Source organism: Pseudomonas putida (genome assembly GCF_005080685.1).
Taxonomy (GTDB): Bacteria; Pseudomonadota; Gammaproteobacteria; order Pseudomonadales; family Pseudomonadaceae; genus Aquipseudomonas; species Aquipseudomonas putida_V.
On the sequence record NZ_CP039371.1, the window covers coordinates 1395841 to 1417627 of the forward strand.

The following is a 21787-nucleotide window of genomic DNA, read 5'->3' on the forward strand; positions in this document are numbered from 1 at the left end:
TCTCATAGAACAAACATAACTCATTGATTTAGCGGGGATCTGTGGGAGCGGGCTTGTCCCGCGAACACCGCGAAGCCGGTGCCATCCACCGCGTCGCCCCATTCGCGGGACAAGCCCGCTCCCACAGGTACCCCGCTGTATCTGCTTCGCCGCCAAGCCAGCGGCACGTTCTATTCGTCTATTCCCAATATGTGGGATGCATGTTTATATATTGGTATTTCCCCGCGCCTAGGTTTATAGTCCCGCTCACTCACTGCCAAGAACAGAACAGGTGAAGCGATGCAGGCGCAATTGATCGCGCTCGATTGGGGAACGACCTCCCTCCGTGCTTACAAACTGGCCCAGGACGGGCAGGTGCTCGCCCAGCGCTCGCTGACGTCGGGCATCATGCAGTTGCCCAAGACGCCCCGCCTTGTCGCCGGCCAGCCGTGCAGCGACGGCTTCGAGTTGGCGTTCGACGACGCCTGTGGCGACTGGCTCGACGCCCAGCCGGAGCTGCCGGTGATCGCCTGCGGCATGGTCGGCAGCGCGCAGGGCTGGCGCGAAGCGGCTTACCGCGAGACGCCCGCCAACGTCGCCACGTTGGGCTCCTCCCTGCAGATCGTGCGCAGCCGCCGCGGCACCGAGGTGCATATCGTCCCCGGCGTGATCCAGCGCTCGACGCTGCCGAACGTGATGCGTGGTGAAGAAACCCAGGTGCTCGGTGTTTTGCACAGCGTCTCCGGCGAGGCGGCCGGTGACCTGCTGATCGGCCTGCCGGGCAGCCATTCGAAATGGGTGCAGGTGGCCGAAGGCTGCATTGAACGCTTCGATACCTTCATGACGGGCGAGGTATTCGCCGTGCTCAGCGAACACAGCATCCTCGGCCGCACCCAGCAGCGCGGCCAGGGCTTCGACGCCGCTGCATTCGACCGCGGCGTGCAGGTGGCCCTGTCGGCAGACGGTGAGAGTGGCCCGTTGTCGACCATCTTCAGCGCTCGCTGTCTGGGCCTGACCGGCGAACTGAGTGCGACAGCCCAGCCCGATTACCTTTCCGGCCTGCTGATCGGCCACGAGCTGGCCGCCCTTGCCACCGTGCAACGGCGTCGGCGCAAGGCCATGGCATTGCCCTCGGTGCTGCTGATCGGCAATGCCAGCCTCTGCGCTCGCTACCAGCGCGCCCTCGAGGCGTGCGGCTTCCCTCAGGTGGACCAGGCCGAGCAGGCCACCGAGCGTGGCCTGTGGCAATTGGCCGTGGCGGCGGGGCTGGTAGGCCACGCCGCGATTCCTTCCCCTTCAATGGAGCTCTGACATGCTCAAGCAAGCACTGGCGCAAAACGGCCTGATCGCGATCCTGCGCGGGCTGCGCCCGCAAGAAGCGGCGGCCATCGGCGAAGTCCTGTACCGCGCAGGGTTTCGCGTCATCGAGGTGCCGCTGAATTCGCCGGCCCCCTTCGACAGCATCCGCATCCTGCGTGACACCTTGCCCGCCGATTGCCTGATCGGCGCGGGCACCGTGCTCACCCCGGCACAGGTCGAACAGGTCAAGGCCGCAGGCGGGCAGGTGATCGTCATGCCGCACAGCGACCCCCAGGTATTGCGTGCGGCAAAAGCTGCGGGATTGTTCCTCAGCCCAGGCGTGGCCACCCCCACCGAGGCGTTCGCGGCCCTCGCCGAAGGTGCCGATGTGCTCAAGTTGTTTCCCGCCGAGCAGATGGGCCCTGCGGTGGTGAAAGCCTGGCTCGCCGTGCTCCCCGCCGGGACCATCCTGGCCCCGGTCGGCGGTATCAACCCCGGCAACATGCAGCAGTTCTTCGACGCTGGCGCCAGGGGCTTCGGGCTCGGCTCCGGCCTGTACAAGCCGGGCATGACCCCAGCGCAAGTGGCGGCCAATGCCGAGGCCTATGTCGCTGCCTGGGCCGCGCTCGGCCAAGACCTCTGACGGCGCCCAGGGCGCCGCATCCAACAAGAGAGATAACAAGATGAAAATCACCAAGCTGACCACTTTCATCGTGCCGCCGCGCTGGTGCTTCCTCAAGGTCGAGACCGACCAGGGCGTGACCGGTTGGGGCGAGCCCGTGGTGGAAGGGCGTGCCCACACCGTGGCTGCCGCCGTCGAGGAACTGGCCGACTACCTGATCGGCAAGGACCCGCGCAACATCGAAGATATCTGGACCGTGCTCTACCGCGGTGGCTTCTACCGCGGCGGCGCGGTGCACATGAGCGCCCTGGCCGGCATCGACCAGGCCTTGTGGGACATCAAGGGCAAGGCGCTCGGCGTGTCGGTCAGCGACTTGCTCGGCGGCCAGGTCCGCGACAAGATCCGTGTGTACTCCTGGATCGGTGGCGACCGCCCGGCAGACACCGCGCGCGCGGCCAAGGAAGCGGTCGCACGCGGTTTCACCGCGGTGAAGATGAACGGCACCGAAGAGCTGCAGTTCATCGATACCTTCGACAAGGTCGAACAGGCCCTGGCCAACGTCGCTGCCGTACGCGATGCCGTGGGTCCGAACGTGGGCATCGGCGTCGACTTCCATGGCCGGGTGCACAAGCCCATGGCCAAGGTGCTGATGAAAGAGCTCGACCCCTACAAGCTGATGTTCATCGAAGAGCCGGTGCTCAGCGAGAACTACGAAGCGCTCAAGGAACTGGCGCCGCTGACCAGCACGCCGATCGCCCTGGGTGAGCGGCTGTTCTCGCGCTGGGACTTCAAGCGCGTGCTAAGCGAAGGCTACGTCGACATCATCCAGCCCGATGCCTCGCATGCCGGTGGCATCACCGAGACGCGCAAGATCGCCAACATGGCCGAAGCCTACGACGTGGCGCTGGCCCTGCACTGCCCGCTGGGCCCGATCGCCCTGGCTGCCTGCCTGCAGCTCGACGCGGCCTGCTACAACGCCTTCATCCAGGAGCAGAGCCTGGGCATCCACTACAACGAGAGCAACGACCTGCTCGACTACGTCAAGGATGCCGGCGTGTTCGACTACGACCAGGGCTTCGTGAAGATTCCCAACGGGCCGGGCCTTGGCATCGAGATCAACGAGGAATACGTCATCGAGCGCGCAGCGCTCGGCCACCGCTGGCGCAACCCGATCTGGCGCCACGCCGACGGCAGCTTCGCCGAGTGGTGATGCGCCGCTGAGCCACTCCAGAGCCCAAGGCCCAGGGGCCTGCATGCACCCTGGGCCAACCGCGACCTCAATAAACATAAGAAGAGGCACTTCCCATGCATCCGAATACCCTGACCGGGCAGGCTGCGTTGGCGACACCCAGCCGCAAGCGGTTCTTCGTCATGGTGCTGTTGTTCATCACCGTGGTGATCAACTACCTCGACCGCAGCAACCTGTCCATTGCAGCACCTGCCTTGACCAGTGACCTGGGCATCGACCCGATTCATGTCGGTCTGATTTTTTCCGCCTTCGGCTGGACCTACGCCGCCATGCAGATTCCCGGTGGCTGGCTGGTCGATCGGGTGCCGCCGCGCATCCTCTACACAGCCGCGCTGGCGTTGTGGTCGATCGCCACGGTGCTGCTCGGCTTCGCTGCCAGCTTCATCGCCCTGTTCGTCTTGCGCATGGCGGTCGGCGCCCTGGAGGCTCCGGCTTACCCAATCAACAGCCGCGTGGTCACCACCTGGTTCCCCGAACGCGAGCGCGCCACCGCCATTGGTTTCTACACGTCCGGGCAGTTCGTCGGCCTGGCCTTCCTCACCCCGGTGCTGGCCTGGTTGCAACACCAGTACGGCTGGCACATGGTGTTCGTCGCTACCGGCGCGGTGGGCATTCTCTGGGCCGTGATCTGGTACGCGGTGTATCGCGAGCCGCGCGACTTCAAGGGCGTCAACGACGGCGAGATCGAGCTGATCCGCGAAGGTGGCGGCCTGGTCGATATCCAGGCCGAGCAAGCCAAGGTCAAGGCCCGGTTCAGTTGGACCGACCTGGGCGTGGTGCTGAGCAAACGCAAGCTGTGGGGCATCTACCTGGGCCAGTTCTGCCTCAATTCGACGCTGTGGTTCTTCCTCACCTGGTTCCCGACCTACCTGGTCAAATACCGTGGCATGGACTTCATCAAGTCCGGCCTGTTGGCTTCGCTGCCGTTCCTGGCGGCCTTCGTCGGCGTGCTCTGCTCGGGCTTCTTCTCCGACTGGTTGATCCGCCGTGGCGCCAGCGTGGGCTTCGCCCGCAAGTTGCCGATCATCGGCGGACTGTTGATTTCAACGGCGATCATCGGCGCCAACTTCGTCGACTCCACCGCCTGGGTGATCGCCTTCCTGGCGCTGGCGTTCTTCGGCAACGGCCTGGCCTCGATCACCTGGTCGCTGGTCTCGACCCTGGCGCCAGCGCGCTTGCTCGGGCTGACCGGCGGGGTGTTCAACTTCATCGGCAACCTGTCGGCGATCGTCACGCCGATCGTCATCGGTTTCCTTGCCAGCGGCGACTCGTTCGCTCCGGCCATCACCTACATCTCGCTGGTGGCGCTGGCCGGTGCCCTGTCGTACATCCTGCTGGTGGGCAAGGTGGAGCGTATCGAGTTGTAGTCGTGGCCGGCGGGCGAACATAATGCCGCCTGCTCCCTGGTTCAACGTTAAAGGCTGCCCATGCAGGAAGACGCTTCGAAATCCGCTGCCGCGCCAACCGGCACCCAGACCCTGCTGCGCGGCCTGGCCGTGGTGCAGGCGGTGGCCGCGGGTGCCCGCGACCTGAAGGAAATCGCCCAGGCGCTCGGTACCACCCGCAGCACCACCCACCGCCTGGTCAGTTGCCTGGTCGACGAGCGTTACCTGCGGGTGCTGCCGCAGGTGGGCTACCTGCTCGGCCCGAAGCTGATCGAACTGGGTTTCCAGGCCCGTGAGGAACTGCCCCTGGTCACCCTCGCCGGGCCGTACCTGGACGAGTTGTCGGCGCTCACCGGCGACACCATCCACTTGGCGATTCGCGAGGGTGACGAAGTGCTCTACCTGCACAAGACCCCAGGGCGCAACGGCCCGGAGATGCGCTCGCGGGTGGGCCATCGCATGCCGTTGGCGCGCACCGGTATCGGCAAGGCATTGATGCTCGACGACACCCCGGCTCAGTGGCAGCGCTTGTACGAGACCAGCCTGCCGGTAGGCGGCAAGAGCAGCTTCTGGCCCAGCCACACCGAACAGAGCTGGGCGCAGTTCGAACAGCGCATGGTCGAGTACGTGGCGGGCGGCTATGCCTTCGACCTGGAAGACAACGAACCGTCGATCCGCTGCGTCGCGGCGCCGATCAGGGACGCCAGTGGGCACATCGTCGCCGGCATCAGCGTGGCCAGCACCGTGCCGTACATGCCCGAGCAGAAGATGCGCGAGCTGGTACCGGTGATCAAGGCGGTGACGGCGCGGTTGTCGGCGGAGTTGGGGTGCAAGCGGGCGTGAGCGCGGGCTCTACAGGACCCTACCGTTCGGCGGTGGTCAATGCCCTTTGCCGCCTTCGAGCACTGACCGGAGTTCGCTGATCAGACTGGCGAGCTCGGTGTAGTCAAAGGTCGCGAAATGCACATCGCGAGACGCGGTTCTAAGGTCCTCGAAGGGTGTGTTTTCCTCGTCGCAGGTGATGTGCCACATGATTCGTCCGTGCGTTTCGTCCAACCGGTAAGAGAACACCGTGTAGCAATCGAACAACGTCCCGCAGATGAGCAAGTAGGGGCGAGCCTCCTCGCTGAAGTCCTTGTCGTCGTCTTCATCCCAGGATTCCAGGTCCTGATTCAGGGTGCTGAACAGTTGATGGTCGTCCTTGCCCTGATAGCGCGCGGTCAGAAGCGGTTTCTTTCTCATGTCGAGCAAGCAACCCAACAGGTATCCGTCCAGGTAGATCCGGTCTTCCAGACTGCCCAGCGATTGGCTCGCGAACCAGAGGCGGGCATGCCCGGTCATCGACTCCGGGTTGGCCACGCGATATTCGATGGCCAGTGTTCGTGTGTTACCTATCAGCATCGCGTGAGCCTGCGCCTATTCAGGCGTACTGAACAAGGAACAGACCAGCCTCGTCGCCTTGTTTTTACAACACACCTGCTTGTCCAGAAACACGAAACCAACGCCATCCAGGAAAATGCCCTCGTGCTCCGGAGCCACGAGCGAAGTAACCGCCGGAGATGTTGGTTTGGCATCACGTGAACTGGATAAAGAAAAATCCGGCTTCGTCACCTTCCTTGCCGCGACGAGCTTGCAAGTCGACGAACAGGTAGCCAATACCCTCGGCGAACAATCCCTCGTGCTGAGGGCTCGCTTCGGCCACGTCCGCATCAAGGAGTTGCATCATGAACATGTAGCGTTGTGGTTCGTAGATCGGATCTTGCAGCCAGCATGGCCGGCCGCTGGACTTGCTCAAGTCGATTCCACTGTCCTCGTCCTCATGCTCCTCCTGCTCTTCGTCATCGCTCATGTCTTCGAAGTCGATGAATGCGCGATTTAGCAATAAGGGATGATCGCTGGGTTCGAGTGAATGGTCGGCCAGTTCATGGAGTATTACCCGAGCAAAACCGCTGTTGATAGCAGCCTTTAGTTCCGACTGCTGATTGACCGTGTAGCGACGTTGGAGCGTGCGGTTGAAACTGCCACCCGACTGGCGCTCGGCAGCGAGAAAGACGGTAATGGCCATGCCCGGTGGGATGAACGTCGCCGCCTGGAAACGCTCGGTCAACGTTAGAACAGGTGTTAGCAATTCGCCGGTTTCCGGATTCGCGGGCCACAGCGCGATGTCCTTGAGCAAAGCCCCACCGCCTACCTGGCCGAAGCCACGATTGTGTTGGGAAAGCACGATTTTCTTCATGGCTAGTAACACCCCTTGCTTTTGGCGAACGACTTGGCGTACCGCCGAGCGGTTCTGAGTTGTTGGATTGTGACATGCCCGTGGCGGACCAACGATTGGTAGATGGCTTGGGACATCAAGCGGATTTCCAGCCTGCCGCTCTTAAGCATCTGGTTGTGCTTTATGCCCATGGCTTTGCGCAAGCGGTTCTCGGCGGCGTGTACTCGGTCGTGGTGCTTGGGTGTCAGGGCAATGGATGGGTTGCCGCGCATCCGACGCTTTTTCGGCGCCAGTCCGACGTCCTGCAGGAACTTGTTGCGCAGGATCTCATGGGCTTCCAAACCATCGCCCCGGTGCGCTTTGGCACCATACCCTGCGGTTTCGCCCTCCTTGAGCAGCCCCCACGGGTCGATCCAAGTGAATGGATTGGGCGCATAAGCATACAGATTCAAGCCACCGGCCAGCCCGATCGGATCAGGCTGTGTGAAACGACCGATATCTGGGTCATAGAAACGGAACAGGTTGTAGTGCAAACCGATTTCGCGATCCAGGTACTGGCCCTGAAAACGCAGGTTCTGTTCCTCGACCAGCCTCGTGGCCCGCTGTTCCTCCCAGCTCATGCCCCAGGTCAGGTAGCGCGCCGACCATACCACCTGGCCGTGGTCGTCGGTCAGTTGCTCAGGCATCCCGTTGAGGTCGTTGTGGTAGTGGCGCAGTTGCTGATGTGCGCCTTGGCCGTCGACACGGGCGAGCGGTTCATGGCCATCGTCCTCGTATAGATACAGCGTCGACAGCCCGTTGCGTTGTTCGCCGAGCAGGCGCAGGCCACTCCAGCTGAAGCGGGTGCGGCAGACCACCTGGCCGTCCAGCGTCGATTCGATCTTTTCGGTGCGCCGGCCCATTGGGTCGTAACGCATGTCGACGATGCGCTCGCGGCCGGGGTGCAGGTTGCGCACCCGTATCAGCCGGTGGTCGGCGTCATAGTGGAAATGCTGGGTGCCGCGTCGGCGGCTGCGTTTTTCCACCAGCCGACCGAAGCCGTCGTAGCGGTAGCGCTTGTCCTCGAAGGTGACCAGGCGGTTGTGCCTGACCAAGCCTGCGCCGACAGCTGCCGGGTCGAGCAGGTTGCCCGCCGGGTCGTAGCGGAATGCCTCCCGCTGCCCGCTGGGGCTGTCCTGGCTGCCCAGCACATGGCCGCTGCCATCGTGCTGGAGTGCCTGCAGATAGCCCATGCCCGGGTGCTGCACCTCGCGCATCGCCAGTTGGTCGGCAGCGTCGAACCGATAGCGCAGTTGGCTCGGCGCCGGTAACTGGCTGGGTTGCGATGCCGGTCGGCGGAGCAGGGTACGCAGGCGCCCGGTGCGGTCGTAAAGACGCTGGGTGGCCAGGGTGCCTTGCAGACGCAGGGTCTCGCGGTGCAGGCGATCACGCTCGAAATCGCACACCACCTGCCCGTCGAGGTTGACCTGGTGCAAGTGCCCACTGCCGTAGTACAGACGGTTGATCCAGCGGCCATCGGGCACCCGCGTGCGGGTGACGTTGCCCAACGGATCGTACTGGTGCTGCACGCTGCCGTCGGCGCTGCGTTCCTCGCGCAATTGGCCGAGCGCATCGAAGACGAAGTCCAGCTCGTCTACCTGGCCGTCCAGGGCGGTGCGGCGAATGGCGACTACGTTGTCCAGCGGGTCGTTGCTGTAGTCGGTACGTGCATCAGCGGTATGGCGAGTGAGAAGCCGGCCGACCGCGTCGTACTCCATGCGATGAACGATCGGTGCTTGCTCGCTGCCTGGCGCGGGTACGAAAGTCACTTGCTCAAGATGGTCCAGCGCATCGTACTGGTAGCGTCGCGAGCTTGCGTCGAGGTCGTGTTCTGCGATCAAGCGGTTGCCCGCGTCCCAATCGAAGCGGTAGGCCTCGCCATTTTCGTTGTAGAGGGCAAGCAGGCGACCGTAACCGTCGTACTGGTAGCGTACCTGCCGGCCCAGCGGGTCGATGCGCAGCTCCAGTTGGCCGCGGCGATTACGCTGGTATCGGGTGACATGACCCGCTGTGTCCAGGTGCTGGATCAACAGGCCAGCACCGTCGAGTTCGAACGTTTCGCTACGACCATCGGGCAGGGTCACGCTGCGCAAGCGACCCTTGCCATCGTGATGGTACTCGGTGCGCTCGCCCTGGGCGTCGGTGATTGACTGCAGATGGCCCAACGGATCGTAACCAAGGCGGGTGAGGTATCCGGAACAATCTTTGTGTTCGACCAGCAGCCCCAGGTCATTCCAGCGCAGGTGCCGACTCGAACCGTTGGCGTCGATGATCTCGACGGGATTGCCCAGGTTGTCATGGCGATACTGGGTGTGTTGGCCCAGCGGGTCTGTTTCGCGTATGCAGTTGCCGCGTTGATCGTAGGCGAAGGACCAGCGCTGGCCGGCCTGATCGGTCTGGCTGCGCGGCAGCGACCAATGTTCCAGCCACTCGGTGGACTCGCTGCGTCCCAGTGGGTCTATGGTTTCGGCAATGTTGCCCGACGCATCGTAGAAATACTGCCAACGCCCACCCATCGGGTCGCTCGCCGCCAGCAGTTGGCGCTCGTCGTTCCATTCAAAACGCCAGGTCCGCGCCAGTTCATCGGTGTAGGCGATGATCTGGTACTGCTCGTTCCAGTGGCGCACGGCAACGCGATCGAGGCTGTCGGTCACGCGGGTGATGCCAGCAGCGAGGTCGTACTCGAAAACGTAGCTGTCACCTGCGTCGGTCCAATGCCGTGCCACCCGCCAGCCGTCGTCATGCTGCGCCCATTCATAGAAACAGCGCAGGCCGCTGCCGGTGCGGTGTTCGATCATGCGCCTGGCAGGGTCGTAGGCGAAGCTGCGCACCACCTGGTCCGCACCGTCCAGCACTTGGGCCAGATCGCCGCTGGCGTCGTAGCGATAACTGGCCAGTCGTCGCGATTGACCGTCGGCTGCCTGATGGTCCACGTGGCTGACCCGTTGCGGCCATTGTTCGCTGTAGCTCAGCACCACACGCACCTGATCGAAGGCATCGCGCAACTGGCAAAGACGGCCCCGGTCGTCGTAGTCCAGATAGATACGGTTGTCGTTACGATCGCCGACCTGGCTCAGGCGCAACCGCTCCGGCCGCCCAGGAGTCGGTTGGAACAGGCGATACTCGCCCTCGCGGCTCTCGGTCAGCAACTCGCCGTGGTGGGCGCGGCGCACGCTGAGCCCCTCACCGACGCTGAACACTGCATCGCCCAGCGGGATGACGCCCATTTCCACCCGGCGTGCCTGCTCATCGATCAGGACCAGACGATCACCCGGATCGACCTGCACCGAAACCTCGTAGGGCAGGCTCCAGCCAGCGCCAAACAAGCCATCGACGCGCTCGTCGTGGCTGTTGTAGAAGCGTTGCCAGACCATCGGCAGGGTCGCCTGCACGGTGAAATCCAGATCATCCTCGGCGCACAGGATTTTCGCGCCGGTGGCGGCATGCACCGGGTTTGGCGAACCTGCCATGGCCTGGGTGAGGGCGCCTGTCACCTGGCCGGTGACGAAGCTGCTGACCCCGCCCACCAACATGCAACCAAACTTGCTATAGAACTTGCCCCCGCGCCCACGCAGCAGCATCAGCGCGGTCACCGCCAAACCGATGCCCGGCGTCTTGCCGCTGCGGATCTCGCGCACCACGATCGGCTCGCCGCCGATGCGCACGTTGTTCGACACCAGGCCGCCATCGACGATCACCGCCTCGCAGGTGCTGCGGTCACCGCTGCGGCAGGCAGGGTGGCCGTTGATCAGCACCTTGCTGGAGCCCTCGGCCAGGTACTGGGGTGGCATCGCCGGGTGCTTGGTACAGGCGATCTTGTCGTCGGGCGCTTCCTGGGTGTTGGCCGCAGGCGTGGCCACGGTCGGTCGCCACATCTGCGAGAAAAAGCCCTTGGCCATGTCGAGGAAGCTTTCTTCCTTGGCCTCGCCTGCCTCGGCGCCGGCCTGTTCCAGCGGCGCCGGCGGGCCGGTGACGATGCCGGCGGCACGGGCGGCGCGCTTGCCGTTGGTCTTGGTGTTCGACGAGCCACTGGCGATGGTCGCCTGCACCGAGGGCGGGAACAGGAAGTTGCCGATGCCCTCGCATAATCGACTGAGCCCGGTATCGGCCCCGGTCTTGGCCATGACCACCCCCACCACCAGGCCGACCACTGCGCCGAGCACGAAGCAGCCCAGGCCGCCGGTGGCCACGGTCAGGCCGAATGCCGCAGCCACCGCTGCAGTGGCCAGGGCGCCGATGGCCACGGTGGCGGCAATCTCCAGCACACCGCCGACGATGTCGGCGAGCATCGAGGTGTGCATCAGCGCGTCGCCTTCGCGCGCGGCCCACAAGGCGTCGGACATGGCGCAGGGTCAGCCGAGGTTGTCGAAGTCGAGCGACTGCTTGATGGCTGCCCAGTGCGCAGCCTCGGCCGCGCCCAGGGGGCTCGCCTTGACGTAGCTGAGGGCGAACATCTTGCGCGTGCCCGGCAGCACCAGGGCCAACTGGTACTGGTAGACCTTCTCCTGGCCCTTGCTGAACTGGCTGCTCAGCTCGATGGCTGCGATGGGCTGGCCGGCACCCACCTGCACGGCCTGGGCCGGTTGCATGCGCAGGTCCTTGACCTGCTGCTGCAGGCGCTGCAACTGACCGTCGAAGTTGCTCTGCAAGGTCTCGCCCTCGGCCAGCAGGCTGCGGCTGACGATCAGCGAGGTGGCCAGGGCGTCGAAACGCAGGATGTTGATGCTGCTGTCCTGCACGGCGGTGTCGGGCAGGGCCAGGCGGAATTCGTTGAGGCGGTAGTTCATGGGGAAGTCTCGTTACTTGCCGGCGTTGGGGAAGAGGGCCTTCACCGCGTCGTCGATGGTCTTTTTCACGCCCTGGTTGTCCGGCGCGGTCTGCGCGCCGCTGCCAACGTTCAGGTCAAGGGTGCCGTCGGTGTTGATCTCGGCGTCCTGCTTGGCATGGAAGCTGAATTGCTCGCAGCTGATGTTGATCTGCCCGCTGGCATTGAGCTCGATCACGCTCTTGCCGCAGACCAGGCGCAGGTTCTCGCCCACTTCGATCAGGTAGCTGGTGCTGACGCTGTCGGTCTTGCTGGCACCGACCAGCAGCATGTCGTCGCGGCGCACGGCGCGGATGCGGTCCTGGCCGATGGTGATGGTCTCGAGCATGCCAACGGTCTGGCTGCGGTTGATGCCCACGGACAAGGTCTGGTTCTGCTCGACCACGGTGTCCATGTTGCGCTCGGCATGCACGTACAGTTGCTCGGCGCCCTTTTTGTCCTCCATGCGGATTTCATTGAAGTTGGCCGGGCTGCCGCCCTTGCTCGATCGGCTCTTCATGCCGCTTTGCGTGGCGTTGGCGGGCAGGTCGTAGGGCACGCTCTGCTCGGCGTTGTACACCCGCCCGGTGATGATCGGCCGGTCGGGATCGCCTTCGAGGAAGCTGACGATGACCTCCTGGCCGATCCGCGGGATCTGCATCGAGCCCCAGTTCTTGCCGGCCCAGGCCTGCGACACGCGGATCCAGCACGAGCTGTTCTCGTTGGACTGATCGTGGCGGTCCCAGTGGAAGTGCACCTTGACCCGTCCGTACTGGTCGGTCCAGATCTCCTCGCCAGCCGGGCCGACCACCACAGCGGTCTGCGGGCCCTTGACGATGGGCCGCACGGTGCTGCCCTGGGGGCGAAAGCTCTGTTGCGCGTCGATGCAGCTGAGGTTGCCTTCGAACTGCGCCTCGCCGCCGCCGCTGCCGCTCTCCAGGCGCTCTTGATGCACGTAGTAGCGGGCGGCGACGATCAGGTACTCGCGGTTCTGATCCTGGCGGGTGAAGCCGCTCAGACTGAACAGGTTGCCGCTGCCCAGGCCGCGCGCGTTGCCGCGCAGCTCGATCCGCTCATGCAGGCTCTGCAACGACTCCAGACGGGTGCGCGCGTAGTGCTCGCCGTCCTGGCTCTGCTCGTAGGCCCCAGGGTAGTCGAACAGCGGGTAGTCGCCGGCCTGGTGTGGACGCGGCATGGCCGAGCGCACGTCGATGCGCGCGCTGGGGCGCTGGAAATCGTAGTCGTTGAGTTCCAGCGAACCTGGCTGGACCTCCTGGGCCAGGTGCCAGTCGTTGATGTGGTCGCGTTCGCGATGCTGCCCGTCCGGCGGGTAGTAGGGCACGCTCTCGTACCCCGGCACCTGCGGATGGGCGCCGTAGGCGTCGGCCAGCACCAGCACGTGGCGTTCCTGCTCATGGCGGAAGAAGTAGTAGATGCCTTCTTCCTCCATCAGTCGGCTGACGAAGTCGAAGCTGGTCTCGCGGTACTGCACGCAGTATTCGCGCTCGCGGTAGCTGCGGCTCAGGGCGTCCTCGAAGTCCGAGAAACCCAGGTCACGGAACACCTGCTTGATGATCTGCGGCGCGCTCAGGTGCTGGAAGATGCGGCAGTCGCTGGTGCGGGTCAGCAACCACAGCCAGGGGCGCAGGGTGACCCGGTAGCTGGCGAACTGGCCCTGGTCCACCGACTGGCTGCAGCGGGCGACGATGCCGTGGAAGTGCCGCGAGGTGCCCAGGTCCTGCTGCACGCTCAGGCACATCGGCTTGCCCAGCAGGGCGTTGAGGTCGATGGCCGGGTCGTCGCTGGTCAGCCGCAGCTCGTAGTCGAACGGGCGGCCGAGCTCGTCGCTGCCGCCCATCTCGGCAAGGATCAACTTGTCCGGCCCCAAGGGGCTGTCGATTCGCGCCAGGCGCGTGAACTGCGTGAACAGCATGGTCGATCCTGTCAGTCGGCGGCGCCGAAGTCGTAGTGCAAGTCGTTGTCGCGGCGGCTGATGCTGACGCTGGCCAGCGGCTTGCCATCGAGCATGCGGGTGAGGAACTCGCGGCTCATGTCCGGCAGCAGGCCGTTGGTGAGAATGGCGTCGATCATGCGGCCACCGCTTTCGGTCTCGCTGCAGCGCGAGACGATGAGGTCCACCACGCCTTCGTCGTAGGCGAAGCCGACCTTGTGCGTGCCCTCCACGCGCTTGCGGATGCGCTCAAGCTGCAGGCGGGTGATGGCCTTGAGCATGGCGTCGCTGAGCGGGTAGTAGGGGATGGTCACCAAGCGGCCAAGCAGCGCCGGCGGGAAGATTTCCAGGAGCGGCTTGCGCAGCGAGGTGGCCACCGTGTCCGGATCGGGCAGGGCCTGTGGGTCGTTGCAGGTGCGGGCGATCAGCTCGGTGCCGGCATTGGTGGTGAGCAGGATCAGGGTATTGCGAAAATCGATCTGGCGGCCTTCGCCGTCTTCCATCACCCCTTTGTCGAAGACTTGGAAGAAGATCTCGTGCACGTCCGGGTGTGCTTTTTCCACCTCGTCCAGCAGCACCACGCTGTACGGTCGGCGGCGCACCGCCTCGGTCAGCACGCCGCCTTCGCCGTAGCCGACGTAGCCGGGTGGGGCGCCCTTGAGGGTGGAGACGGTGTGGGCTTCCTGGAACTCGCTCATGTTGATGGTGATCAGGTTCTGCTCACCGCCGTACAGCGCCTCGGCCAGGGCCAGGGCGGTCTCGGTCTTGCCCACGCCCGAGGTGCCGGCGAGCATGAAGACGCCGATCGGCTTGTTCGGGTTGTCCAGGCCGGCGCGGGAGGTCTGGATGCGCTTGGCGATCATCTTCAGCGCGTGGTCCTGGCCGATGATGCGCTTGGCCAGGTGGCTGTCGAGGTTGAGCACGGTCTCGATCTCGTTGCGTGCCATGCGCCCCACCGGGATGCCGGTCCAGTCGGCCACCACCGAGGCCACCGCCTGGTAGTCCACGGTCGGCAGAATCAATGGGGTCTCGCCCTGCAGGGTGCTCAGGCGCCGCTGCAGGTCGACCAGGGATTCGCGCAGCTCATGGCTGCCTTGCGTCGCCACTTCCTGGTCGACCACGCCAACCTGCTCGCGCAGTTGCGCACGGGTGGCCAGCAGTTGGTCGACCAAGGCCTTTTCCTCGGCCCAGCGGCCCTCCAGCGTGGCCAGGCGCTGGCGTTCTTCGGCCAGCAGGGTTTCGGCCTGGGCTTGGCGCTGTGTGGTATCCACGCCGATGGCCGCTTCCCGGGCGATGATCGCCAACTCCACTTCCAGCGCCTCGATACGTCGCCGGCTGTCGTCGACCTCGGCCGGCACCGCATGCAGGCTGATGGCCACGCGGGCGCAGGCGGTGTCCAGCAGGCTGACCGACTTGTCCGGCAATTGCCGCGCCGGAATGTAGCGGTGCGACAGCTTCACGGCGGCCTCGAGTGCTTCGTCGAGAATCTGCACCTGGTGGTGTTTCTCCATGGTCGAGGCCACGCCACGCATCATCAGCAAGGCCTTGGCCTCGCTTGGCTCGTCGACCTGCACCACCTGGAAGCGGCGAGTCAGTGCCGGGTCCTTCTCGATGTGCTTCTTGTACTCGGCCCAGGTGGTCGCCGCCACCGTGCGCAGGCTGCCACGGGCCAGGGCCGGCTTGAGCAGGTTGGCCGCATCGCCGGTCCCGGCCGCGCCCCCGGCCCCCACCAGGGTATGGGCTTCGTCGATGAACAGGATGATCGGCTTGGGCGAAGCCTGCACGTCTTCGATCACCTGGCGCAGGCGCTGTTCGAACTCGCCTTTCATGCTGGCGCCGGCCTGCAGCAGGCCAACGTCCAGGCTGCGCAGCTCGACGTCCTTGAGCGCCGGCGGCACGTCGCCGGCGACGATGCGCAAGGCGAAGCCTTCGACCACCGCAGTCTTGCCGACGCCAGCCTCGCCGGTGAGGATCGGGTTGTTCTGCCGGCGGCGCATGAGGATATCGACCAGCTGGCGGATCTCCTCGTCGCGTCCGACGATGGGGTCGAGCTTGCCGCTGCGGGCCTGTTCGGTGAGGTCGACGGTGAAGCGCTTGAGCGCCTCCTGCTTGCCCATCGCCGCCGGGGCCACGGCGCCACTGGCTTCACCGGGGACCGCAGCGCTGAAGCCGTCGGTGGCGGCCAGGTGGTTCTCCGGCGAGTCGCCGACATACTCGTCGAAGCGCTCGCTCAAGGCCTCGATCTTCACTTTGGCGAACTCGCTCGACAGGCCCAACAGGGCATTGCGCAGGCTCGGCGTCTTGAGGATGCCGACCAGCAGATAGCCGGTGCGCACCTGGCTTTCGCCAAACATCAGGCTGCCGTACACCCAGCCGCGCTCGACCGCTTCCTCCACCTGTGACGACAGGTCGGTGATCGAGGTCGAGCCACGTGGCAGCCGATCCAGGGCATCGGTCAGGTCGCGGGCCAGATGCGCCGGTTCCACGTTGAACTGGCGCACGATGCGGTGCAGGTCGCTGTCCTGCAACTGCAGCAACTGGTGCAGCCAGTGCACCAGCTCTACGTAAGGGTTGCCCCGCAGCTTGCAGAACACCGTGGCGGCCTCGATGGCCTTGTAGGCGACGCTGTTGAGTTTGCCGAACAGCGCGGCGCGGCTTATTTCACCCATGGTCCTGGTTCCTTGTCAGTGGGGCGGCGGCCGGCTGGTCGGCGTAGTACCGGGCCAGCTTCAGGTCGCGTGCGTCGTGCGATGGGCGGCCTAGCCAGGTATCGAACCCCAGGCGTTGGCCAGCATTGAGTTGCAGCGCCGGCACCTGGTCCTGCGCGAGTATCAGGTTGAGGTCCCAGTCCAGCTCCTGGCCCAGGTATTCGGCGACCCACGCCGCCAGTTCGACGAAGGCCTGTCCTCCGGGCAGCAGGGCGTGGTACTGGTCGAGGCTGAGCGGGCCCAGGCACAGCCGGAACTTGTGCTGGCGATCCCAGACGTAGCGGCCCAGGCACAGGTCCACCCCCAGACGATTGGCGCGTACGCCGAGCTGGCTGCGCTCGGGCAGTTCGAGCCATTGGCCGACGTATTCCTCAAGCGTCACCGGTACGCCGAAGTACCCGCTGAGGATGCTGCACAGGCCGTCGGGGTAGCGGGTCTGCGCGCTCAGATGGCCCGACCAGTGCAGCTTGGCGGTATCGGCCAGCGGACCCTGGCCGAGCAGTTCCGGTTGACCACGACCGCTCAGCGCCGCCAGGCGAGCGGCCCAGTAGTCATCGCCGGGGCGGTCGTGGCTGACGGTCGGGCGCGCCTCGGCCCAGGCCCGGTAGAACAGGCTCAGCAGGCGATGGTGGAAGACGTCGAGAAAGGCCTTGCTGGTCGAGTCGGCATGGTTGCGCTGGCGCTCGCGCATGTATTCGGTCAGGTGCAGCGGCAGCGGGCCGTTGGGCCCGCCCAGGCCGAAGAAGAACTGCTCCAGGCGCGCCGGCCCGTCCTCTGCGGCATCGACCGAGGCCAGAGTCGCCGGGGCGAAGCTGCAGTCCAGGCGCTGCCCCAGGCGCACCGGCTCGTCGGCCAGGCGCAGCGAGTGGCCGAAGCGCGGCAGCTCGGGGTGTTCTGCCTCGAGGCGGCGCAAGGCCTGGAAGAAATCGTACTCCCAGGGCTCGGCCTGCATGGCCTGGAGGATGCTCACAGGGTCGGCCTGCGCCCGGGCTTGGCGGTCCAGCGCATGATCTCGCCACGTTCGCTGGTGCGCAGCACGGTTTCGGTGAAGCTGTTGATCGACACGTAGCGGGTCAGGAAGCGCTCGAACACGGCCCCGAGCAGGAACACGCCGGTGCCGCGGAAGGCGTTTTCCTCGAACGTCAGGGTGATTTCCAGGCCACGGCCGAAGACGATCGGTCCGGGCATCGGCAGGCGCCGGGTGCAAGGCTTGCTGCTGACCTCGCGCAGGCCGTCGATCTGCAACTGCAAGGCGCTGTCCTGAGGATCGCCGTACAGGCGCAACAGTTCGCGCAGCGCGGCTGCGCCCTGGCCTTGCTCGGCCAAGGACAGGTAGTTGAGCGACAGCTGGCTGATCAGGCGCCAGGCACGGTTGTCGTGAGCATGGCTGGCCTTGGGCCGGCTGGGGCCTGCCAGGCAACGCACGCCGGCGACCGGCGCGCTGTCGGCCAGGCTGAAGTCGCTGCGCCCGTCGCCGACGTTCATGAACAGCGGCAGGTCACGGTTGCTGCACAGGGCAGTGATGCCCAGTTGGCGCAGGTCATGGCGGTAGGGCGCCTGCTGGCCGTCGACCAGGCTGACGAAGGTCTCGCTGCCCATGTAGCTGGAGCGGGTGCCGTTGCGCCGCTGCTCACTGGACAGCACCCGTGGCTCACGGCGCACGATGTAATAAGCCTGGTCGCGGCCATAGCGCGAGGGGTCGCGCACCGCATAGAACGGCAGGAACTCCTGATCCGGCCCGGTGCCGTGGCCGGTGACCCGCTGCAGCGAATGGATCTCGAAATCGGTGGGCCGGGTACGGTCGGCGATCACGTGGTGCTCGTGTACCCGGTCGGTCAGGTGCAGGCGGTCGACCCGGCGCGGGAACAGGTTGATCGCCGGCGTGCAGAACGGCACGAACTGGCTGGCGCCGACACTGCTTTCCAGGCTCTGGTCGAAGCGCTCGAACAGCACCACTACCTCCAGTTCCTGGCCGCTGCAGCGCTGCACCGCGCGCTCGAGGCCCGCGAAGTCGACGAACAGGAAGCGTTGCGGCAGGGCGAAGTACTCCTGCAGCAAGCGGTAACCCTGAAATGCCTGGGGCACCACTGGCAACGCCGCTTCGTGGTCATCGAAGCCGCATGGGCGCAAGGCTTGCTCCACCGGGATGCGTTCGACCCAGTCGGCTCCGGGCTGGCGCACGAACACCGCGCAGGCGCTGCCCAGCAATTGCTCGTAGAGGCGGAACGGGGTTTCGTCGGCGCCGTTCAGGTACAGCGGCAGGTGAGCCAGCGGCAAGCTGGCGAAGGGCACTTCGGCGCCGCTGCGCAGGGTCAGGCGCAAGCCGGCACGGGCCTGCGGCACGCTGGCGGCCAGGCGCCCGAGCACCGCGCCGGGGTTGCCGAAGTAATCGGCGCGGGCCACCTGCAGCGGCCACAGGGTCACGTCCTGGGTGCTACGAAACTCGCACGGGGTCTGTGAATTGCGGCCCAGGTTGGCGCGCAGCACGCTGCCCCGTGACAGCTGGAAACCGGCCGCCAGCGAACCCTCGTCCGGGTCGGTCTGCAACTGCACCACGGTCATCGACGGCGTGGGTGCCAGGTAGTGCGGGTAGGCGATTTCCAGCAGGTTGTGGGTGAAGGTCGGGTACTCGGCGTCGAGTTTGAGTTGCACCCGCGCGGTGAGGTAGGCGAAACCTTCGAGCAGGCGTTCGACGTAGGGGTCGGCGCACTCGATGCCGGACAGCGTCAGGCGTCCGGCGATCTTCGGGTATTCCTTGGCGAACTCAGCGGCACCTTCGCGGATGTGCTGCAGTTCCTGGTTGTACAGCTCCAGCAGGCGTGGATTCATGCACGCCTCCTGCGGTCGGCCGGCGCCACGCTGACATGCCCGGATTCCAGGTCGACGTCGGTCTGCAGCAACAGGGGCAGGGCGGCGGGCTGGGCCCAGAGGTCGCCCTCGATCTCGAAGCTCAGGGCGTTGGCGTTCATCTGCCCGGGCGCTGCCTGGGCGCGCACCTTCAGGGTATGGGCGAGGATGCGCGGCTCATAGGTGACGATGGCCTGGTGGATGATGCGCTCCAGCACGTTAAGGTCGATGTTCGAAGCGCTGTTGCCGGCCAGGGCGGGCAAGCCGTAGTTGACCACCGAGGCGCCGGCGGGGGCGTTGAGGGTGGTACTGGCGTCCAGCAGCGAAGTGGTGTTGAGCAGCCAGGCCAGGTCGCGCAGCACCGACGCCTTGAGCTGTTGCAGGCTGAGCACGCGCTTGTCGGGGGCTTCCTGCGGGTTGCCCGGGTCGTCGTCGGTCAGGCGATCGAGCAGCGAAGGCTGCAGGCGGTCACGGGCGGCAATCTCGGCTACCACTTCAGAAGGTCTCGCAGAGATGAGGGGGACCCTGTAGGAGCGGGCTTGCCCCGCGAACACCGGCAAAGCCGGTGCCATGTACCGCGGCGTCTGTTTCGCGGGGCAAGCCCGCTCCTACAGGAAGCGCAATCGGCAGGAGATTTCCCACAGGGGTTGGCCACGTCAGATCTTGACGTTGGAACGGATGTTCCAGCCGTACTTGATCGGTCCGCCTTCCTTGCTGCCGTCGGCTTTTTGCGGCTGATAGTCGACGGTGACCTTGGCGAAGTTCAGGGTCACGTTCTCGGTCAGGCGATCGTCGCTGCCCGAGCCGCCAGTGCTCAGCGAGCTGATCAGCACTTCTTCGAGGTTGATGATCAGGTATTCGACCTGGCTTTCACCGCCCGCCTTGCGCACGGTCAGCTTGACCTTGTCGATGTGCTTGCCGCTGGAGCAGTGGGCCATCAGGTTGGGGCTGGACTTGTCGATGTACTTGGTGATCGACAGGTCCTGGATGTTGACCTTGCCCGAACCGCCGCCGCTGCCCATGTGCATGTTGCCGGATTGGGACATGCCCCAGCTCCAGTTGAGCACGTCGATCTCGTCCTTGTGCGCCTTGTCGTTGGACTCGCCCTTGATGTCGCCGATCTTGATGAAAATATCTACAGCCATGATGTCCTCGAAATTGCGTGTCGATTAACGGGTGGGCGGGGCATCAGGCCCCTTTGGCCGAAGGCAGCTTCGACACCAGGCGCAGCGACACGGTCAGCCCTTCGAGCTGGTAGTGCGGGCGCAGGTAGAAGCGCGAGTTGTAGTAACCCGGGTTGCCTTCGACGTCCTCGACCACCACCTCGGCCGCTGCCAGCGGGTGCTGGGCCTTGGTGGTCTCGGTGGAGTGCGCCGGGTCGCCGTCGACGTAGTTGAGGATCCAGTCCTGCAGCCAGCGCTGCATCTCGTCCTTTTCCTTGAACGAGCCGATCTTGTCGCGAACGATGCACTTGAGGTAATGCGCGAAGCGGCAGGTGGCGAACAGGTACGGCAGACGCGCGGCCAGGTTGGCGTTGGCGCTGGCGTCCGGGTCGTCGTACTCGGCCGGTTTCTGCAGCGACTGGGCGCCGATGAACGCGGCGAAGTCGGTGTTCTTCTTGTGCAGCAGCGGCATGAAGCCGTTCTTGGCCAGTTCCGCTTCGCGGCGGTCGGAGATGGCGATCTCGGTCGGGCACTTCATGTCCACGCCACCGTCGTCGGTGGGGAAGGTGTGCGCCGGCAGGCCCTGCACTTCGCCGCCCGATTCCACGCCACGGATGCGCGAGCACCAGCCGTAGTACTTGAACGAGCGGTTGATGTTCACGGCCATGGCGTAGGCGGCGTTGGCCCAGGTGTACTTGCTGCTGTCGGCGCCGTCGGTGTCTTCCTCGAAGGCGAAGGCCTCGACCGGGTCGGTCTTGGCGCCGTAGGGCAGGCGCGCCAGGAAGCGCGGCATGGTCAGGCCGATGTAGCGCGAGTCTTCCGATTCACGCAGCGAACGCCAGCCTGCGTACTCCGGTGTGGTGAAGATCTTGGTCAGGTCACGCGGGTTGCTCAGCTCCTGCCACGAGCCCATGCCCATGACGGTCGGCGAGGCGGCGGAGATGAACGGCGCGTGCATCGAGGCGCAGATCTTCGACACTTCGCCCAGCAGTTCCACGTCCGGTGGCGACTGGTCGAAGTAGTAGTCGCCGACCAGGCAGCCATAGGGCTCGCCGCCGAACTGGCCGTACTCTTCCTCGTACAGCTTCTTGAAGATCGGGCTCTGGTCCCAGGCGGTGCCCTTGAACTTCTTCAGGGTCTTGTGCAGGTCGGTCTTGGAGACGTTGAGCACGCGGATCTTCAGTTGCTCGTCGCTCTCGGTGTTGTTGACCAGGTAGTGCAGGCCACGCCAGGCGCTTTCCAGCTTCTGGAAGTCGTCGTGGTGGATGATCTGGTTGACCTGGGCGGTGAGCTTGGCATCGATGGCGGCGATGATCTGCTCGATCGAACCGATGGCATCGTTGGAGACCAGGTTGGTCTGCGCCAAGGCCTGTTCGGCCAGGGTACGCACGGCGCTTTCCACCGCCTCCTTGGCGCGTTCGGTCTTGGGCTTGAACTCCTGCAGCAGCAGGCTTGCGAATTCGCTCGGGTCCTGGGTGCCCGCGGCCGGTTGGGCCTGGGCGTCGCGCAATGGATCGTTCATGGGC

The 21787-nt window shown here is 65.2% G+C and carries 16 protein-coding genes; 5 read left to right on the top strand and 11 right to left on the bottom strand.

Going from position 1 to position 21787, the window contains the following annotated elements; all coding sequences use genetic code 11:
* Positions 1-279: 279 nt before the first annotated feature.
* The 5 genes from E6B08_RS06705 (at position 280) to E6B08_RS06725 (ending at position 5377) form a co-directional block, all read left to right on the top strand.
* Positions 280-1290, top strand: coding sequence for a 2-dehydro-3-deoxygalactonokinase (locus E6B08_RS06705; protein ID WP_136913304.1), 1011 nt, complete (start codon positions 280-282; stop codon positions 1288-1290).
* A 1-nt stretch (position 1291) separates the two neighbouring features.
* Positions 1292-1921 carry a 2-dehydro-3-deoxy-6-phosphogalactonate aldolase gene (locus E6B08_RS06710; protein WP_136913305.1) on the top strand — a complete coding sequence of 210 codons (630 nt, stop codon included), beginning with the start codon at positions 1292-1294 and terminating at the stop codon, positions 1919-1921.
* A 40-nt stretch (positions 1922-1961) separates the two neighbouring features.
* Positions 1962-3110, top strand: a complete 1149-nt coding sequence (dgoD, locus tag E6B08_RS06715) for a galactonate dehydratase (RefSeq protein WP_136913306.1) — start codon at positions 1962-1964, stop codon at positions 3108-3110.
* A 95-nt stretch (positions 3111-3205) separates the two neighbouring features.
* Positions 3206-4516: an MFS transporter gene (locus tag E6B08_RS06720; protein WP_136913307.1), complete on the top strand. Its 1311-nt coding sequence runs from the start codon at positions 3206-3208 to the stop codon at positions 4514-4516.
* 60 nt (positions 4517-4576) lie between these two features.
* A complete protein-coding gene (locus E6B08_RS06725) occupies positions 4577-5377 on the top strand; it encodes an IclR family transcriptional regulator (protein ID WP_136913308.1) in 801 nt (266 codons plus the stop codon).
* Between the two features lie 36 nt (positions 5378-5413).
* Here the strand turns inward: E6B08_RS06725 and E6B08_RS06730 are convergent, their stop codons facing one another.
* From E6B08_RS06730 to tssC, 11 genes are all read right to left on the bottom strand, one after another.
* Positions 5414-5935, bottom strand: coding sequence for a hypothetical protein (locus E6B08_RS06730; RefSeq protein ID WP_136913309.1), 522 nt, complete (start codon positions 5933-5935; stop codon positions 5414-5416).
* A 172-nt stretch (positions 5936-6107) separates the two neighbouring features.
* The gene (locus E6B08_RS06735) at positions 6108-6770 is read right to left on the bottom strand and encodes a hypothetical protein (RefSeq protein WP_136913310.1); all 663 of its coding nucleotides are present in this window, start codon (positions 6768-6770) and stop codon (positions 6108-6110) included.
* Positions 6771-6772: 2 nt separating this feature from the next.
* Positions 6773-11131, bottom strand: coding sequence for an RHS repeat-associated core domain-containing protein (locus tag E6B08_RS06740; RefSeq protein ID WP_136913311.1), 4359 nt, complete (start codon positions 11129-11131; stop codon positions 6773-6775).
* 9 nt (positions 11132-11140) lie between these two features.
* Positions 11141-11575, bottom strand: a complete 435-nt coding sequence (locus E6B08_RS06745; protein WP_136913312.1) for a DcrB-related protein — start codon at positions 11573-11575, stop codon at positions 11141-11143.
* Positions 11576-11587: 12 nt separating this feature from the next.
* Positions 11588-13525 (bottom strand): type VI secretion system tip protein VgrG, encoded by a 1938-nt coding sequence (locus E6B08_RS06750; RefSeq protein WP_136913313.1) that lies wholly within the window; start codon positions 13523-13525, stop codon positions 11588-11590.
* Between the two features lie 11 nt (positions 13526-13536).
* Positions 13537-16212 (bottom strand): type VI secretion system ATPase TssH, encoded by a 2676-nt coding sequence (gene tssH / locus E6B08_RS06755; RefSeq protein WP_136913314.1) that lies wholly within the window; start codon positions 16210-16212, stop codon positions 13537-13539.
* Entirely contained in the window at positions 16205-17254 is a 1050-nt protein-coding gene (tssG, locus tag E6B08_RS06760; protein ID WP_136917342.1) for a type VI secretion system baseplate subunit TssG, read from the bottom strand. Before tssG ends, tssH begins: the two co-directional genes overlap by 8 nt.
* Positions 17218-19080: a type VI secretion system baseplate subunit TssF gene (tssF, locus tag E6B08_RS06765; RefSeq protein WP_136913315.1), complete on the bottom strand. Its 1863-nt coding sequence runs from the start codon at positions 19078-19080 to the stop codon at positions 17218-17220. Before tssF ends, tssG begins: the two co-directional genes overlap by 37 nt.
* On the bottom strand, positions 19077-19592 hold the full coding sequence (gene tssE, locus E6B08_RS06770) for a type VI secretion system baseplate subunit TssE (protein WP_133331713.1): 516 nt from the start codon (positions 19590-19592) through the stop codon (positions 19077-19079). The genes tssF and tssE overlap by 4 nt, the downstream gene beginning before the upstream one ends.
* A 162-nt stretch (positions 19593-19754) precedes the next feature.
* On the bottom strand, positions 19755-20243 hold the full coding sequence (locus tag E6B08_RS06775; protein ID WP_136913316.1) for an Hcp family type VI secretion system effector: 489 nt from the start codon (positions 20241-20243) through the stop codon (positions 19755-19757).
* A 43-nt stretch (positions 20244-20286) separates the two neighbouring features.
* Entirely contained in the window at positions 20287-21783 is a 1497-nt protein-coding gene (gene tssC / locus E6B08_RS06780; RefSeq protein WP_136913317.1) for a type VI secretion system contractile sheath large subunit, read from the bottom strand.
* Positions 21784-21787: the final 4 nt, after the last annotated feature.